The organism is Niveispirillum sp., from assembly GCF_017996735.1.
GTDB lineage: Bacteria > Pseudomonadota > Alphaproteobacteria > Azospirillales > Azospirillaceae > Niveispirillum.
Window position 1 is genome coordinate 1 of the sequence record NZ_JAGOGJ010000135.1, and the last position, 17,120, is coordinate 17,120.

Below are 17,120 nucleotides of genomic sequence, written 5' to 3' on the forward strand. Positions count from 1 at the left end.
CGCTCTTACGAGCACTCCCAAGACCGTCCATTTCCAAAATCCCGACCATCCGCCACCACCAAAATCAGGGGGCGGCAGAATCTCAGTTATTAGACGTTCCGCAAGACGGGCTTCGGCTGACGCTTACGGTCTTGACCCCGGACTCCCCGCTCCCCGGCGCGGGCCTCGCTTCGGGTTGCATGTGCAACCCGAACATGAGGAAAGGGGAACGAAAATGTCCATCAACGGAAAGGCCGATATCTACACCCGGATCACCAACCGCATTATCGCTGACCTGGAACAGGGGGTACGTCCCTGGTTCAAACCCTGGAACGCGGAACACGCCGCTGGTCGGATCACCAAACCGTTGCGCCATAACGGCACGCCTTACAAGGGCATCAACACCATCATGCTGTGGGGTGACGCCATGGCGAAGGGCTTCACTTGCCCAATATGGATGACCTACAAGCAGGCGCAGGAAATCGGGGGGCAGGTCCGCAAGGGCGAAACGGGTTCCCTGGTCGTGTTCGCTGACCGGATCACCAGGACCGAGACGACCGACGCGGGCGAGGAGATGGAGCGGGAAATCCCCTTCATGAAGGGCTATACCGTGTTCAATTGCGAACAGATCGACGGCTTGCCCGACCAATACCGGGCGACGGCAGCCCCGAAGCTCGATCCCGTTTCCCGCATCGACCACGCCGAGCGTTTCTTTGCCGCGACGGGCGCGGATATCCGGCATGGCGGGAACCGAGCCTATTACGCTATCCAGCCCGACTATGTGCAGATGCCGGAATTCGTCACCTTCCGGGATGCTGAAAGCTACTATGCCACTTTGGCGCATGAAATGACCCACTGGACCCGGCATCCATCCCGCCTGAACCGCGACTTTGGCCGCAAACGCTGGGGCGATGAAGGCTATGCCGCCGAGGAACTGGTTGCCGAGTTGGGTTCCGCGTTCCTGTCGGCGGAGTTGGGCATTACGCCGGAGGTGAGGGGCGACCACGCCGCCTATATCGCCTCTTGGCTGACGGTGCTGAACAATGACAAGCGGGCGATCTTCACGGCGGCATCCCATGCCCAACGGGCAGCGGATTACCTGCACAGGCTGCAACATGCTGAAATGGAGGCACGGGCCGCCTGATGGCGGCCCATTCCTCAGAATCTTGCTTTCCTTTGAGGTTCTCCCTGGAGCGCCCTGGACAGTGTGGCGCGGCTCACTTTAAGCACGCGGGCCACGCCAGCCTTCGTCTGGCCTGGCCGTTCGAGCAGAAGTCGGGCTTCCTCTATTTGTTGAGGTAGCAGTTTCGGTCGCCGCCCGATCTGTTCGCCGCGCGCCTTTCGCGCCTGCATACCGGCGCGTGTCCGTTCGGAGATCAGGTCTCGCTCGAATTCCGCGAAGGCCGCCGAGACGTGCAGCACCAGCCGCCCGGTTGGCGACGTCGTGTCAATACTATCGTTCAAAGACAGGAATCCGACCCCCTGTTCACCCAATCCCCGGATCGTCTCGACCAGATGGATGAGAGAGCGGCCGAGCCTGTCGAGCTTCCAGACGATCAGCATATCGCCAGGGTTGAGGGTTGCGAGCGCGCGGTCCAGGTTCGGTCGGCGACGGGCTACGCCGGAAACGCCCTGATCTTCGTAGATCGCATCGCAGCCGGCATTGAGCAGCGCACGGCGCTGCAAGTCCAGATTTTGGTCTTCCGTGGAGACGCGCGCATATCCAATTCTCATGCTGTACACAAACAAACTCTGCCATGTGTGAATAAGCGGCCTTGCGGCTTCGCCACCGGATTCATATATTGACTCCAGTCGGTCGAAAAGGTTCCTTTTATTTCATCGTCCTTCATGGTTCATATCCCCGCAGACTACATCGATATTACCCATATATCGGTTAAGTTACAGTTAATATTCCCTTCTTGGTTGCTGAATGGTGATCACTATTAACCTGCTGGATGCAAGGCAGAAAAATCTGTTCCCTGTGTCAAAAAGGAACCTTTGAGCACCAGCGCCGTGTAAAGCGGCAGCAGGAGCTTGACGATTTCAACGACGAAGTGGCGGGCCGCGATAATGGTAAAATGCGGAAAGCTGGCGCGGATGGTGGAAGCGCCAGGCCCCATAACGACATACTCGACGTTATGGACGCCATGGAACTTGCAGCCATGGTCTGGAATGAGACATTTGATCGTATTACTCATCAATTAGACGTTCTGGACGAGGCCAACCGCCTTGCCTTACAGGAAGCAGATGACGATTTACGGCGCATTGAGGAGGAGGCAACAACACTTCCTGATGGCCGCCGTGTGTATTTGAGCCGTGACGGCAAGCACGCCTATTATGAGGACGGCACCCTTATGTCCGAAGAGGACAAAGCCGCCGTCCAGTGGCGTCCGAACGCCGCCGATTGGGAAACGCGACAAGAAGCCATCCGGCAGCGTGAAGAGATCGAACGCTACCAGCAGCGCATCGAGGCCGCACGGCAGCGCTTGCAAGGGGCGAAGCCCGGCACGATGAGCCAGGAAGAGCTTGAAAAAATTGAAGAAGACCTTCAGCGCGATGTACCAGACTCGGTACGTCGCAAACGGGACAAGATGTTGGCAGACGAACCGGAGCCACCGTCCCACGCAGCCCGACAGGCGCGCATGGACGTGGACGTATCGGCTTCGGACCGGAATGCCATCCAAGTTGTCAACACACCCAAACTCTCAATCCTGACACCGGCATAATTCCCCATCTGAGGAGAACCGACATGCGTGCCTTAGGGGCTGCGACGCTTGCCATAGCTTTGATCCTTGCCGGGCAAAGTATGGCATTTGGTGCAACGGGCCATGAACTGGCGGCGGCGACAGATCAGCAGAAGCGCGACTATATAAAAAGAGCGATTGAAGCTGTTGCTCAATCCTTCCAGGAGACGGATGGCGCGACCGTGCGGGCGAAGTGCGTCAATCGCTGGTATCAGGAAGATGCCGAAGGATCGAATATCGCCATCCTGCGGAATTCTGCCAAGTTTCCTGACGATGATCCTATCCGCATCATCATGGCTATGATGGTTAAACAGTGCGGCAAGGATAAAGATGATGGGTTGCGTATCCTCCGGGAAAGGGTGGAAAGGAAACTTGACGCATCTGATAAGGCTGCACAGCAGGCTAAGGAAGAAGCAGAAGCTGAACTGCGGGATATTCAGCGCGGGGCTTGGCGTCTTCCCGATGGTCGCCGCATTTATCAATCCCAGAACGGCGCATGGCATTTCGAGAACGGGTCCGTTGTGCCCCCGGCACTGGTTCAGACCCGGACCCGATAATTCCAGAAAGGATAAATCGGTCGTTTCCCGGATCGTCGGGGTGGGCGGGCTGGTAAAGCGTCTTCTCCGCGATACAGCCGTTTCAAAGCATCCATGGCCGATGCTCGAATAGGATCAGACCTGCTTGTTGCGTCGTCTGCCGCCTCCTGTCGTGCGTTTCTGCTTTCGGTTCTTCTGAAGGTCGATAGGCGGCAGGGGCCTTTCCGCCCTAATAGCGTTTCGGGATTGCTCCCGGACCGCCTGCTTTTGTTCCGATCCCATGCGGACATACTGAGACACGTCGCGGTACAGGGCTTTCATGTTCTGCCCGTAGATGTCCCGTTCCCGCTGTATCTCAGCCTGGAGCTTCCGCCGTTCCTCCAGGTGCCGTTGGATGAGCGCCTGTTTCTCCGATTGGTCTCGGATATGGGCTTGGTGGGCTTCCCGCTCGTTCTCCGTCCTGATCTTCCCGTAACGCCCGGTCAGCTTCTGCCACAGGCCGCGCAGCCCCTTGGCAAGACGCGCAGCACGTTCGTTCGTCTCCCTGATCCAGCGCTGTTCCTGAGCCTCCCGGAGCGCCTTTCGTTCGCTCTGTTGGCGGCGGGCCATATCCCGCCGGTCGAGCGCCAGCCGGTCGCAGCGGCGGGAGAAGCCGCGTTCCGCCGTGCGGATATCGTCCCGCACGGTTGCCGTCATGCGGGCGGCGATCATAGATTTCGTCTGCTCGACCGAGGGCAGCCCGTCCGGGTCGCCCAGCCGCGCCGCAACGGTTTTGGCGGGGGTGCCGACCATGCGGGCCACGCTGTGGACCTCGCCCCTGAAATCGACCGCGACGAAGCCCCGCCGGTCGCCCTTGGCGAGCCAGAACCCCTTGCTTTCCAGCGCCTGGGCGAAGGCCGCGCGCGTGTCTGCGGCAACCCAGCAATCCTGAAAGACTTTCTTGGCCGTGCGCGGATCGAGGCCGGTGCGCTTGGCCTGCTGCCATTGCTCGCGGGTGAAGGTCAGAGGCGACCGCTCGTCCCGGTTGGCAAGCCCGTTCGGCATCCGCCAGTCATGCTTGATGTAGAGATCACGCGATATATCGCGCAGCTTCCGCTTGAAGTGCGGAAGGTTGACGGCGGTCATGGTGTCGCTCTTGATCCGTGACCAGACGCAATGCGCATGACGCCGCCCTTCCTTCTCATGGAAGACGATAGCGCGCGGCTGGCCGGTCAGGCCGAGTTCCTGTTCCACCTTCCGAATCGCGTCCTTGAACGCTCGATCCGGGACCACTGCCGTTTGCGGCGGGTTGAGGCTGAGGGAGAACAAGAATTGCCGACAGCGTGTCCCCTTGCTCAGGGCGTAGGCTTCCTGGAAAGCGCCGCGCACATCGTCGGCGACGAATCCCCGGACCTCATACACCTCGACATGCTCGTTCTCGTCGGTGCGGAGCAGGTGGCGGGCCAATTCCCCACCACCGCCCCGTTGGCTGGCCTTGAGAATCATGTCTCCGACTCCGGGGACAGGCCCAGGGCGTGGAGCAGGTCCAGCCGTATGCGGCGGATATCGTCGCAGGCGGCGGCAAGGGCTTTTTCCGTGTCGGGCGTCACGGGCAGGGAGCCGGTATGCGCGGCCTTGGCAAGCTGGTTCAGGTTGCTTGCCAGCTTCGCCTGACCAAGTGCCCCGAGCACCCGGCCCAAGGCTTCATGGTCCTGGATCGGAGCACGGCGACGGCGGCGCGGATACGACACGCTGTCGCCGAGGATGCGCCTGCGGATGTAGCAGCCGAGCGACTCGTTTCCCGCCGCCGCTTCGAGGACGGCCCGTTCCTCGAACGTCAGCCGGATGCTGAACGGCGCGGGGGAGCGGGCTTTCCCTTTACGGGGAGCGTCACCGACGGCCCCCGCATCGCTGGCGGCGCTGTTGAAGGCATCTGTCAGGGGCATGGCGGCACCGGACGGTCAGACGCCTTCCGATGCTCTAAAAAGGTGTTCCACTCCGACAGGGTTTCGAACAATTCGTTCGATATGGCGCTATCAATGGACGCCATGTGACCTTCAAAAAGCCCCGCTGGCAACCAGCGGGGCTTTTTGCGTTTCGATCTTCTGATAACCAGGCGGGGCAAAGGCCCCCGGCAGGGTACCCTGCCGGGGGTGCAGCACTTGCCTTATGCCTCGCTGGCGCGCTTTTCGCCTTCGATGGCGGCTTGGGCGGCGGCCAGGCGGGCGATGGGGACGCGGTAGGGGGAGCAGGAGACGTAATCCAGGCCCACCTTTTCACAGAAATAGACCGATGACGGGTCGCCGCCATGTTCGCCGCAGATGCCCAGCTTGATGTCGGGGCGGGTCTTGCGGCCGCGTTCGGCGGCGATCTGGACCAGTTCGCCCACGCCTTCGGTATCCAGGGTCACGAACGGGTCATGCTCCAGGATGCCGGCCCGCTGATAATCGGGCAGGAAGGCGCCGGCATCGTCGCGGCTGATGCCGAAGGTGGTCTGGGTCAGGTCGTTGGTGCCAAAGCTGAAGAAGCCGGCGGTTTCCGCAATCTTGCCGGCCTGCAGGGCCGCACGCGGCAGTTCGATCATGGTGCCGACCAGATAATCGACCTTGTGGCCGCTGGCGGCCACGACTTCCGCGCCGACGCGGTCGATCACGGCCTTCAGGATGTCCAGTTCCTTCTTGGTGCCGACCAGCGGGATCATGATCTCCGGGATCACGGTCTCACCGGTTTCCTTGAACACCTCCACCGCCGCCTCGAAGATGGCGCGGGCCTGCATCTCGTAGATTTCAGGGTAGGAGATGCCCAGGCGGCAACCGCGATGGCCCAGCATCGGGTTGGCCTCATGCAGTTGCAAGGAGCGGTGCTGTACCTTCTGCAGGTCGGTGCCGGCGGCCTTGGCCACTTCCACCATCTCGGCTTCCGAATTCGGCAGGAATTCGTGCAGCGGCGGGTCCAGCAGGCGGATCGTGACGGGCAGGCCCTTCATGATCTTGAACAGTTCGACAAAGTCCTTGCGCTGCATGGGTGCGATCTTGGCCAGCGCGGTGCGGCGGCCCGCCTCGCTTTCGGCCAGGATCATCTCACGCACCGCGATGATGCGGTCGGCATCGAAGAACATATGTTCGGTGCGGCACAGGCCGATGCCTTCGGCCCCAAACTTGCGCGCCGTGCGGGCGTCCAGCGGGGTTTCGGCGTTGGTGCGCACCTTCATGCGGCGATGGGTGTCGGCCCAGCCCATCAGTTCGGCGAAATCGCCCGACAATTCCGGTTGAATGGTAGGCACTTCGCCCAGCATCACCTCACCGGTCGACCCGTCGATGGTGATGATGTCGCCGGCCCGCACCTCGACATTGCGGACGGTAATGATGCCGCGCTTGTAATCGATGCGCAGCTCACCGGCACCGGCCACGCAGGACCGGCCCATGCCACGGGCCACGACCGCCGCGTGGCTGGTCATGCCGCCACGGGTGGTCAGGATGCCCTTGGCGGCGTGCATGCCGTGAATGTCTTCCGGGCTGGTTTCCACGCGGCAGAGGATGACGTTTTCACCCAATCCCGCCTGCTTCTCCGCCTCTTCCGCCGTGAAGACCACCTTGCCGCTGGCGGCACCGGGGCTGGCCGGCAGGCCCTTGGCGATGATCTGCTTCTTGGCCTTGGGGTCCAGCGTCGGGTGCAGCAACTGATCCAGCGACTTCGGCTCGATCCGCAGGATGCCTTCCTTCTGGCTGATCAGACCGTCGCGGACCATGTCGACCGCGATCTTCAGCGCGGCCGGGGCCGTGCGCTTGCCCGACCGGGTCTGCAGCATATAGAGCTTGGACTGCTGGACCGTGAATTCGATGTCCTGCATGTCGCGGTAATGCTTTTCCAGCTTCAGGCGGACCGCGTTCAACTGGGAAAACACTTCCGGCATGCTTTCTTCCATGGCCGGCAGGTCGGAGCCGTTGGCGATCTTGCCGGCGATGGTCAGGTGCTGCGGCGTGCGGATGCCGGCCACCACATCCTCACCCTGGGCATTGATCAGGTATTCGCCATAGAAGGCGTTTTCGCCCGTCGACGGGTTGCGGGTGAAGGCCACGCCCGTGGCGCAATCCTCGCCCATATTGCCGAACACCATGGCCTGGATATTCACCGCCGTGCCCCATTCGGCCGGGATGTCATGCAGCTTGCGATAGGTGATGGCGCGGGCATTCATCCAGGAACCAAACACGGCGCCGATGGCGCCCCAGAGCTGTTCCTGCGGGTCCTGCGGGAAGGGGCGGCCCAGGGCCTCCTGCACGACATCCTTATAGCCCTTGATCACCGCCTGCCAGTCCTCGGCCGTCAGTTCGGTATCCAGGTTCAGGTTGTGGTCGCGCTTGTGATCTTCCAGCACTTCCTCGAAGTGATGGTGATCCACATCCAGCACGACATTGCCGAACATCTGGATGAAGCGGCGATAGCTGTCATAGGCGAAACGGGCATCACCCGACCGGCGGGCCAGACCCGCGACCGTCACATCGTTCAGGCCCAGGTTCAGGACGGTGTCCATCATGCCCGGCATCGACGCGCGGGCACCGGAGCGGACGGAAACCAGCAGCGGGTTTTCCGCATCGCCGAACTTCATGCCCACGATGCGCTCGATCTCCGCCAGCGCGGCACCGACCTCGGCGCGCAGGCTGTCGGGATACTGGCGGCCATTGGCATAAAAGTAGGTGCAGACCTCCGTCGTGACCGTAAAGCCAGGGGGCACCGGCAGGCCGAGATTGCTCATCTCCGCCAGGTTGGCGCCCTTGCCGCCCAGGAGGTTCTTCATCTCCGCGCGGCCTTCGGCCTTGCCTTCACCGAAGCTGTAGACCCACTTCGTCATGATCTTGGTCCCGTTTGATTATGGGGTTGGTCTGGTGGTGACGCTGTGAAACACCGTGCAACAGACTTGAGGGTGCTGTTGCACGGGATACGGGCCGGGGCCCGGATGGGGGATGTCGTGATGGGGTGGGCGCGTTGGCCCTCACCCTCCCATCGGCTGGCGCCGATGGGCCCCTCCCTCTCCCACTGGCGTGGGCGAGGGGCGGAATTTTGATGTGAGGGCTCGACAAGCCGCCCCTCGCCCGCGTGCGGGAGAGGGAGGGGCCCGCCGCAAAGCGGTGGGAGGGTGAGGGAGCGACAGCCCCCCACCACTACCAAACTACCGCACTGCAACAAGGAAACCGTAATTCCACTACCTTCACCGCCGCACCGCGCCCGCCGTGCAGAGCGGGGGGGGCGGGGGTGAAGGTTCATGGGGTCAGCCTTCGATCTTCGAGAAGTCGGCGATCAGGTTCAGCGTCGCGCGGATCTGGCTCAACAGGCGCAGGCGGTTGGCGCGAACCGGCGCGTCCGGCGCGTTCACCGTCACCTTTTCGAAGAAGGCATCGACGGGCGGGCGCAGGGCGGCGAACGCCGCCATGGCGCCCGTGAAGTCTTCCGCCTCGATCAGGGGGGTCGCCTGCTTGTAGGCTGCGACCAGGGCGTCGGCCAGGGCCTTTTCCTCATCCTGGGTCAGCAGGCCGGCATCGACGGCGCCATCATGCGGGCCGTCCTTCTTTTCCTCGATGCGCAGGATATTGCTGGCGCGCTTGGAAGCGGCCAGCAGGTTCTTGCCGTCATCGGTGGCGAGGAAATTGGACAGCGCATCGACGCGGGCCAGCAGACGGACAAAGTCGTCTTCCCCGCCGAGCGCCAGGATGGCGTCGATCAGGTCGTGGCGGACGCCCTTTTCCTTCAGGGAGACCTTTAGGCGGTCGTAGAAGAACGGGAGCACATCGGAAGCGCCACGTAGGCATTTGTTGAAGACGTCGACCAGTATGGTCTGCTTTGCAGCGTCCGAAACGTAGGGCTTCAAATGCGCGTGCAGGTCTTCGGCTGCCACTGGATTGGCGTTACCGACGATCCCAAACACCAGCTCTTCAAGGTCCTTGCCGACATCATGGCCGACGGAGGCGCCCGCAGATCGCGCTACTAGCGGCAGGTGACGCTTAACCACCTCCCCCAGCTTCACCCGCAGCCCGTTCTCTACGATCAGCCGGATCACGCCCAACGCGGCACGGCGCAGGGCAAACGGGTCGCGGGAGCCGGTGGGCTTCTCGTCGATGCCGAAGAAGGCGACCAGCGTGTCGATCTTCTCGGCCAGGGCCACGGCGATCGACACCTTGTCGGTCGGCACGCGGTCGCTCGGGCCCAGGGGCTTGTAATGGTCGGCAATGGCCTCTGCCACGGCGGCCGGCTGGCCTTCGTGATAGGCGACGTAGCGGCCCATGATGCCCTGGACCTCGGGGAATTCACCCACGACGCCCGTGGTCAGGTCGGACTTGGACAGGCGGGCGGCCAGGGCGGCCTGTTCCACCACCGTCGTGTCCCAGTTCAGGGCCTTGGCGATGGCGACCGACAGGGCCTCAATCCGCTCCACCCGCTGTGCCAGGGTGCCCAGCTTGGCATGGAAGGTAATGTCCTTCAGGCCGGCGACCCGGTCTTCCAGCTTCACCTTCAAATCCTGGTCCCAGAAGAACTTGGCGTCCGACAGGCGGGCGCGCAGGACGCGCTCGTTACCGGCGATCACGGCCTTGCCGCCATCAATGGTGCTGCGGTTGGCGACCACCACGAAACGCGGGGCCAGCATGCCGTCGGCGGTTTCGAGGGCGAAATAACGCTGATGCGTGCGCATGGAGGTGGTCAGCACCTCTGCCGGCACGTCCATGAACTGGTTGTCGATGGCGCCGGTCAGGACAACCGGCCATTCCACCAGACCCGCCACCTCTTCCAGCAGGCCTGGATCATCCTTCAGCACGAAGCCTTCCGCCTTCGCCGCCGCCTGCGCGCCGGCCAGGATCAGGCGCTTGCGTTCTTCCCGGTCCAGCACGACATGGGCCGCCGCCAGCTTGGCAGCGTAGTCGGCAAAGCTGGTGATGGTGAGGGTACCCGGCGACAGGAAGCGGTGGCCTTCTGTCTGGTTGCCATAGGCAATGCTCTCGGCCCCCAGGTCCAGCGCACCGGGGATGACGGCGCCGTCGAACAGGGCAATGATGGAATGCAGCGGGCGCACCCACATGAATTCATTGGCGCCCCAGCGCATCGACTTGGGCCAGGGCAGTTCGCGGATGGCCGCATCGATGATGCCGGGCAGGGCGTCGATGGTGGCGCCACCCTTTTTTTCGATCACCGCGAAATAGAACACGCCCTTGCCGGTGTCGCGCTGTTCAGCCTGATCAATGCTGGACAGGCCGGCGGATTTCAGGAAGCCGGCCAGCGCCTGTTCGGGGGACCCGACGCGCGGGCCCTTCTTTTCGTCGCGCACATCGGCCTGCGCCGTGGGCAGACCATCAACCAGAAGGGCCAGACGGCGGGGGGTGGAATGGATTTCGGCCTTGGAAAAAGCGATGCCGGCGGTCGACAGCTTATCCGTCACCAGACGCTTGAAATCATCGCCTGCGCGCACCTGCATGCGGGCCGGGATTTCTTCCATGAACAGTTCGAGCAGCAGTTCGGCCATTTTGGTCACAAGCGTCCGGAGATTATTGTTCTGATATCGTAATGATCAGGTTCAGGCGGCCTGCCCTCGGCGGTAGCCGTCGGCCAGCCACGCCTCGCAACAGGCTTTTGCGAGCGTGCGCACCCGCAGGATGTAGCTCTGTCGTTCCACCACCGAAATGACCCCGCGCGCATCCAGCAGATTGAACAGGTGGCTGGCCTTGATGCACTGATCATAGGCCGGCAGGGCCAGACCATGGGACAGCAGGGCAGCGCATTCCTTCTCCGCGTTCTGGAAATGCTGCAACAGCATCTCCGTATTGGCGTATTCGAAGTTATGCGCGGAATATTCCTGTTCGGCGCGGTGGAACACCTCGCCATACTTTACCGCCGGGCGGTCGCCGACCGGATCGTTGAAACGCAGGTCGTAAACGTTCTCCACGCCCTGGATATACATGGCCAGACGTTCCAGACCATAGGTCAGCTCGGCCGCCACCTTCTGCACCGGAATGCCGCCCACCTGCTGGAAATAGGTGAACTGCGACACTTCCATGCCGTCGCACCAGACCTCCCAGCCCAGGCCCCAGGCGCCCAGCGTCGGGCTTTCCCAGTCATCCTCGACAAACCGGATATCGTGCAGGGCCGGATCGACACCCAACGCCACCAGAGACTGTAGATACAGGTCCTGGATGTTGGCCGGCGACGGCTTCATGATCACCTGAAACTGGTAATAATGCTGGAGCCGGTTGGGGTTTTCGCCATAGCGGCCATCCTTGGGACGGCGCGAGGGCTGAACATAGGCGGCATTCCAGTTGTCGGGACCCAGCGCGCGCAAGGTGGTGGCCGGGTGGAAGGTACCCGCACCCACTTCCATGTCGTATGGCTGCAGCACAAGGCAGCCCTGGGCGGCCCAGAAATTCTGCAGGGTCAGGATAACGCCCTGGAAGGAGAGGGGTTCTTTCGCCGCCATGGTCCCGTTACTTCACACGCTTGTTACACTGCATCGCACCTTAGAGGGCACCAAGGGCCAAATCAAGGCAACGACCTGACTACGTTCTGTGCGGGGAACGCAGGGCTGAAGGTTGGTTTATTGCGCGCCGATGGTATTTCACCGGGAAAACCGTGTGGTATGAACATTAATAATGGATTTGCGTAAAATTTTAAGAAATAGGACACTTCCTGGAAACGGCGCTTGGATTGTGGAAACACCCGCATGCGCCGGAAATTGTGAGGAGGAACGCCAATGTCCAGCACCGCACCCGTTTCCGGCCAGGCTGTCATCGATTCCGTGCGCAGCGAACTGAAGAAGGTGTTTGAGTCGGCCAAACGCAGTTATGGCGAAACCGGCAATGTCGGTGGCATCGCGGAAAGCTACACGTCCGCTGACGGGGAGGTCACCATCTCCCTGACGGGCGCCCGCACGAAGGAGGGCAAGGAGTATCTTGCCCTCAATTATAAGGTGGATGGCAAGGCAGGCGATGCCGTGGGCCGCACCCTGACCGGCGGGATCGACATGATGACGGGTCAGCGCTATTCGGCGGACACGCAATATGGCGGCCCCCAGACATCCGCCGCCAGCGATATCGTCGACAGTGTCGACGATATAGAGGCGCTGGAGAAATCCATCACCGACACCGCCTTCCAGACCCAGGAGCAGCAGATCGCCGAGATCAAGAGCTGGGTTGTCGGTGGTAATACCTTCACTGATATCAAGGATTATCAGGCCTATAACCGGGTGGAGGAGAAGAACCGGAAACTGGCCGACGCCATGATGAAGAATCTGAAATTCGACAGCCCGGCCAAGGAGAATGAGTTCTACAAGGGCCTGATTCAGGGCCTGTCGGACAAGGCGCACAAGGGCGATGACACCAGATTGCGCGAGGTCCTGAAAGACATACCCGACAAGGACCTGGAGAAGGCGACAAAGGGTCTGTCCCTGGAAAGCGGGGCCGGCGACCTGATCAAGAGCTTGCAAGGCATGCTGACGGAACGCAACCCGGACCAGGGCGTCGGCCGGCTGTTGAGTATGCTGGCGTGATCGCCGCTCTCGGCACGCTTGGGTTTTGCTGCGGATAAGTCTATCTCTGTCATTGAGATTGACCTGCCGGATTTCCCATGGAAGCCGAAAACCTGCCCCGTACCCGCCTGTTCATCGACCAGCCGCTGGCCCCGGGCGGCACGGCGGCGCTGGATGGCGACCGCGCCCATTATCTGCGCGCCGTGCTGCGCCAGGGGCTGGGGGACCGGGTCCTGGCCTTCAATGGCAAGGACGGGGAATATCTGGCTGGTATCGAGGCCTTGTCCAAATCCGCCGGTGTCCTGCGCCTGGAACGGCGCACCCGCGCGCCCGCGCCGGACGCACCGCCGGCCCCCTGGCTGGTTTTTGCCCCGCTGAAGGGCGGGCGCACCGAATATGTGGTGGAGAAGGCGGTGGAACTGGGCGCCGGCAGGCTGGTCCCGGTCTTCACCCGTCGCGGCGATGTCGGCCGGGTCAATCTGGACCGGCTGCGGTCCAACGCGCTGGAGGCCGCCGAACAGTGCGAGCGGCTGGACGCGCCGGAGATCGCCGATGGGATCGAGATTCACAAGCTTCTGGCCGGGTGGGACCCGGCGCGTACCCTGTTCGTGGCGGCGGAAAGCGGGGCGGCGTTGCCGCTGGTGACCGCCGTCACAGCGGCGGCGGGCAAGCCCGTCGCATTCCTGGTGGGTCCGGAAGGGGGATTCGACCAACAGGAACTTGATGCCCTGCGCCGCCTGCCATTTGTGGTAAGCGTGGGCCTGGGGCCGCGCGTGCTGCGCGCCGACACCGCCGCCTTTTCCGCGCTTGCCGTCTGGCAGGCAGCGGCGGGCGACTGGCGGTCGGGCGATGGCGATGCGCGGCCGCCCAATCGAGACTGACCGCAATCCGCCCGCCGTCCCTGCAACTTCCTTATCTCTTAAGGAATCACTCGAATGTCCGCACCTCCGACGTCGCGCGGCGAACCGATCACCGACCGTCGCCAACTGGTCGAGTATCTGGAAAAGGGCAACAAGCCGGCGGCCGATTGGCGTATCGGTACCGAGCATGAGAAGTTCGTTTTCCGTGGTCCCGACCATGCCCCGGTTCCCTATGCCGGGCCGGGCGGGATTGGCGACATCCTGGGCGAGTTCCAGCGCCGATTCGGCTGGGAACCGGTCTATGAGGGCGAGAATGTCATCGCCCTGACCCAGGGCATGGCCAATATCAGCCTGGAACCGGGCGGGCAGTTCGAACTGTCGGGTGCGCCGCTCTCCACCATCCACCAGACCTGCGGCGAGGTGGGCGAGCATCTGTCCCAGGTGCGCGCCATCGGCAAGGATCTGGGCTTCGGCATGCTGGGCATGGGCTTCAATCCCAAATGGAAGCGCGCCGACATCCCCTGGATGCCCAAGGGCCGCTACAAGATCATGGGTGAGTACATGCCCAAGGTCGGCGGCCTGGGGCTGGACATGATGACCCGGACCTGCACCGTACAGGTCAACCTGGACTTCGCGTCGGAAGCCGACATGGTGAAGAAGTTCCGGGTGTCGCTGGCGTTGCAACCCATCGCCACCGCCCTGTTCGCGGCCAGCCCCTTCACGGAAGGCAAGCCCAACGGCTTCCAGAGCTTCCGCTCCCATATCTGGACCGACACGGACAAGGACCGGACGGGCGACCTGCCCTTTGTGTTCGAGGATGGTTTCGGGTTCGAGCGCTATGTCGATTATGTGCTCGATGTGCCAATGTATTTTGTCTATCGCGACGGCAAGTATCTGGACGCGTCGGGCCTGTCCTTCCGCGATTACCTGGATGGCAAGCTGTCGATCCTGCCGGGTGAACTGCCGCTGATGACCGACTGGTCGGACCATATGACGACCATGTTCCCGGAAGTGCGCCTGAAAAAGTATCTGGAAATGCGCGGCGCCGATGCCGGTCCCTGGGGCCGCCTCTGCGCCCTTCCGGCGCTGTGGGTCGGGCTTCTGTATGACGGCACGGCGCTGGATGCCGCCTGGGACCTGGTCAAGGGCTGGACACGCGACGACCGCGCCACCTTGCGCCGCGACGTACCGCGCCTGGGCCTGTCGACCCCGTTCCAGGGCGGTACGGTGCAGGATGTTGCCCGCCGCGTGGTCGATATCGCGCGGGAAGGCCTGCGCAGCCGTGCCCGCACGGCGGGCATGGGCGATGACGAGACCCACTTCATCGAACCGCTGGTCGCTATCGCGGAGTCGGGCCGGTCGCTGTCGACGGAGATGCTGGACAAGTACAACGGCGCCTGGGCGGGTTCCGTCGACCCTGCCTATCAGGAATATGCCTATTGATCAGGTAACCGGTGGGCGGCGGCATGGTCAGCGCCGCCGTCCGCCCCTGGTTGCACTTCTGTTGCCGCCCACGACCTTCTTGCCTAGAATGCGCCCCGCGCTTTGGCGTGTTGCGCCGCGGCCATGGGGAAGGGACGCTCCGCTCAGATGCTGAGATTCGGGGAATTCGCCGATCGGGCGACGGAACAGGATTTCCGCCAGCATGTGCTGGAGGCGGACGCGCGGGGGTTGCGGCGCAATCTGGTGGCGCTCGCTATCTTCTATCTGATGGCCGCCTCGCTGGACTTTGTCTATTTCAGCCGCGAAACCATCTTCACCTTGATGATGCCACTGCGGGGCGTGGTCTATGTCCTGATCGTGGCCACGATGCTGGTGCCGGTGCGCGCCGGGCTGGTGGGGTTGCGGCATGGCATGGTGATGCTGACCCTGACCTATATCTGGGCGCTGACATCCTATGGCGCGCTGGTGATCGACGGGTTCCAGGTCGGGCTTACGGTCGGCTTCTTCGTGATGATCGTCGTGCTGATGAACTATCTGTTTCTGCCGACGCGGGTGATTTTTCAGATCCCCTGGGGCGTGGCGGCCAGCGGCATCTATATCGGCATCTTCATGCCGGCGTCGGGATCGACCCCGTCGCAGATCAGCACCACCATCGTCATGCATTCGCTGGCCAATATTTTCGGCGGTTTCACGGCCTATCAGCTATCGACCCTGCGCCGGATGGAGTTCCAGCGCCTGCGGGCCCTGCAGGCCGAACAGGCCCGGCTGGTCGATGCCAATGCCGAACTGTCGCGTCGGGAGGGCATCATCGCCAGCCAGCGCGACCAGCTTGCCCAGCAGGTCGTGGAGCTGGAGGAGGCGCAGCACCAGTTGGTGGAAACGCGCGACAGCCTGGCCCAGGCTGAAAAGCTGGCCAGTCTGGGCGGTCTGGTGGCCGGGGTGGCGCATGAACTGAACACACCCATCGGCATCGCCCTGACCGCCATCACCCATCTGGAGGATGGGGTGGTGGCGTTGGACAAGGTGGTGGCGGGCGGCAAGCTGACCCGCACACAACTGGCCGATTATCAGGAGATGCTGCGCGACAGTTCGCGGCTGGTCCAGGCCAATATCAGCCGGGCCGCCGAACTGGTGCAGAGTTTCAAACGCGTGGCCGTGGATCAGGCCAGCGCCGAACGGCGGGATTTCCTGCTGGGTGCCTATATTGACGAGGTGTTGCAAAGCCTGGCGCCGCGTTTGCGCGGGGAACCGCACCGTATCCAGGTCGACTGCCCGGTTGGCATTCATATGGACAGCTATCCGGGCGCCCTGTCACAGGTGCTGACCAATCTTTTGATCAACGCCCTGATCCATGCGTTCGAACCGGGGCGGTGTGGCACCATTACCATCCAGGCGCGCGAATTGCCGGCCGATCAGGTGGAGTTGCGGTTCCGGGATGATGGGCGCGGTGTGGCACCCGAACATCTGAACCGCCTGTTCGAACCGTTTTTCACCACCAACCGGTCCCGTGGGGGTTCCGGTCTGGGCTTGCACATCGTCTATAATCTGGTGACACAGTCGCTGCACGGCACCATCGCCGTGACGTCGACCAAGGGGGAGGGGACCTGTTTCACCATGGTCCTGCCCCGCCACCTTCCAACCACGGCGGGGTTGTCGCTGCAGGCGGTCGGTTAAAGCCCGCTTTAACCGATTCCGCTCTTGCCCAAGCCGCCGAAAGGTTGGGGTCTCGCTCGCCCGCACGCCCCACTTGACCTCAGTATCCGCGCCCACGGGCGCGGCGGCGGTACGTGCCGCCGATGCCTATAATACCATGTGTGGACGGCCCGTTGGGAACAAGGGGTAGGCGAGATGATTTGTTGGGGTCGAATGCGTTCATGTGTCCGGCCTGTTTGAGCGGCCCATGACCGCTGGCCCAGATGGGTTCCGCCAAGCGACTTCCAAACAACGGCGCGACCTTTCGAGGCCACAGGTATTAACGGAATGTGTCGCTTGTCGGTTCGACCTGTTCTCATCTTCTCGCGTTGCACTTGTTCCCGGCACCGGCGCGCGGGTGATGTCTCAGGCGGTTGCGGGCCTG

At 62.6% G+C, this 17,120-nt stretch carries 13 protein-coding genes; 7 read left to right on the top strand and 6 right to left on the bottom strand.

The genetic code is table 11. The features are described 5' to 3' along the window. Positions 1–214: 214 nt before the first annotated feature. The gene (locus KBA48_RS27125; protein WP_292911819.1) at positions 215–1,123 is read left to right on the top strand and encodes a zincin-like metallopeptidase domain-containing protein; all 909 of its coding nucleotides are present in this window, start codon (positions 215–217) and stop codon (positions 1,121–1,123) included. A 14-nt stretch (positions 1,124–1,137) separates the two neighbouring features. Here KBA48_RS27125 and KBA48_RS27130 read toward each other — a convergent pair whose 3' ends face one another. Then, complete coding sequence (locus KBA48_RS27130; RefSeq protein WP_292911820.1) at positions 1,138–1,713, bottom strand: recombinase family protein; 576 nt, start codon at positions 1,711–1,713, stop codon at positions 1,138–1,140. 221 nt (positions 1,714–1,934) lie between these two features. Between KBA48_RS27130 and KBA48_RS27135 the strand changes: the two genes are divergently transcribed. Beyond that, positions 1,935–2,705, top strand: coding sequence for a hypothetical protein (locus KBA48_RS27135; protein ID WP_292911821.1), 771 nt, complete (start codon positions 1,935–1,937; stop codon positions 2,703–2,705). 23 nt (positions 2,706–2,728) lie between these two features. Beyond that, positions 2,729–3,280: a hypothetical protein gene (locus KBA48_RS27140; RefSeq protein ID WP_292911822.1), complete on the top strand. Its 552-nt coding sequence runs from the start codon at positions 2,729–2,731 to the stop codon at positions 3,278–3,280. A gap of 114 nt (positions 3,281–3,394) precedes the next feature. Here KBA48_RS27140 and KBA48_RS27145 read toward each other — a convergent pair whose 3' ends face one another. The 5 genes from KBA48_RS27145 to KBA48_RS27165 all read right to left on the bottom strand — a co-directional run bounded on the left by KBA48_RS27145 (position 3,395) and on the right by KBA48_RS27165 (position 11,693). Continuing rightward, on the bottom strand, positions 3,395–4,744 hold the full coding sequence (locus KBA48_RS27145) for a relaxase (protein WP_292911823.1): 1,350 nt from the start codon (positions 4,742–4,744) through the stop codon (positions 3,395–3,397). Beyond that, on the bottom strand, positions 4,741–5,184 hold the full coding sequence (locus KBA48_RS27150; RefSeq protein WP_292911824.1) for a hypothetical protein: 444 nt from the start codon (positions 5,182–5,184) through the stop codon (positions 4,741–4,743). The genes KBA48_RS27145 and KBA48_RS27150 overlap by 4 nt, the downstream gene beginning before the upstream one ends. 221 nt (positions 5,185–5,405) lie before the next feature. After that, on the bottom strand, positions 5,406–8,087 hold the full coding sequence (gene ppdK / locus KBA48_RS27155) for a pyruvate, phosphate dikinase (protein ID WP_292911825.1): 2,682 nt from the start codon (positions 8,085–8,087) through the stop codon (positions 5,406–5,408). Between the two features lie 417 nt (positions 8,088–8,504). Next, positions 8,505–10,745: a glycine--tRNA ligase subunit beta gene (glyS, locus tag KBA48_RS27160; protein WP_292911826.1), complete on the bottom strand. Its 2,241-nt coding sequence runs from the start codon at positions 10,743–10,745 to the stop codon at positions 8,505–8,507. Between the two features lie 51 nt (positions 10,746–10,796). Continuing rightward, a complete protein-coding gene (locus tag KBA48_RS27165; protein WP_292911827.1) occupies positions 10,797–11,693 on the bottom strand; it encodes a glycine--tRNA ligase subunit alpha in 897 nt (298 codons plus the stop codon). A gap of 273 nt (positions 11,694–11,966) precedes the next feature. Between KBA48_RS27165 and KBA48_RS27170 the strand changes: the two genes are divergently transcribed. From KBA48_RS27170 to KBA48_RS27185, 4 genes are all read left to right on the top strand, one after another. Continuing rightward, a complete protein-coding gene (locus tag KBA48_RS27170; RefSeq protein WP_292911828.1) occupies positions 11,967–12,761 on the top strand; it encodes a hypothetical protein in 795 nt (264 codons plus the stop codon). 77 nt (positions 12,762–12,838) lie between these two features. Continuing rightward, on the top strand, positions 12,839–13,621 hold the full coding sequence (locus KBA48_RS27175; RefSeq protein ID WP_292911829.1) for a 16S rRNA (uracil(1498)-N(3))-methyltransferase: 783 nt from the start codon (positions 12,839–12,841) through the stop codon (positions 13,619–13,621). A 54-nt stretch (positions 13,622–13,675) separates the two neighbouring features. After that, on the top strand, positions 13,676–15,043 hold the full coding sequence (locus KBA48_RS27180; protein ID WP_292911830.1) for a glutamate--cysteine ligase: 1,368 nt from the start codon (positions 13,676–13,678) through the stop codon (positions 15,041–15,043). A gap of 147 nt (positions 15,044–15,190) precedes the next feature. Next, positions 15,191–16,717, top strand: a complete 1,527-nt coding sequence (locus KBA48_RS27185) for an ATP-binding protein (protein ID WP_292911831.1) — start codon at positions 15,191–15,193, stop codon at positions 16,715–16,717. Positions 16,718–17,120 lie beyond the last annotated feature (403 nt).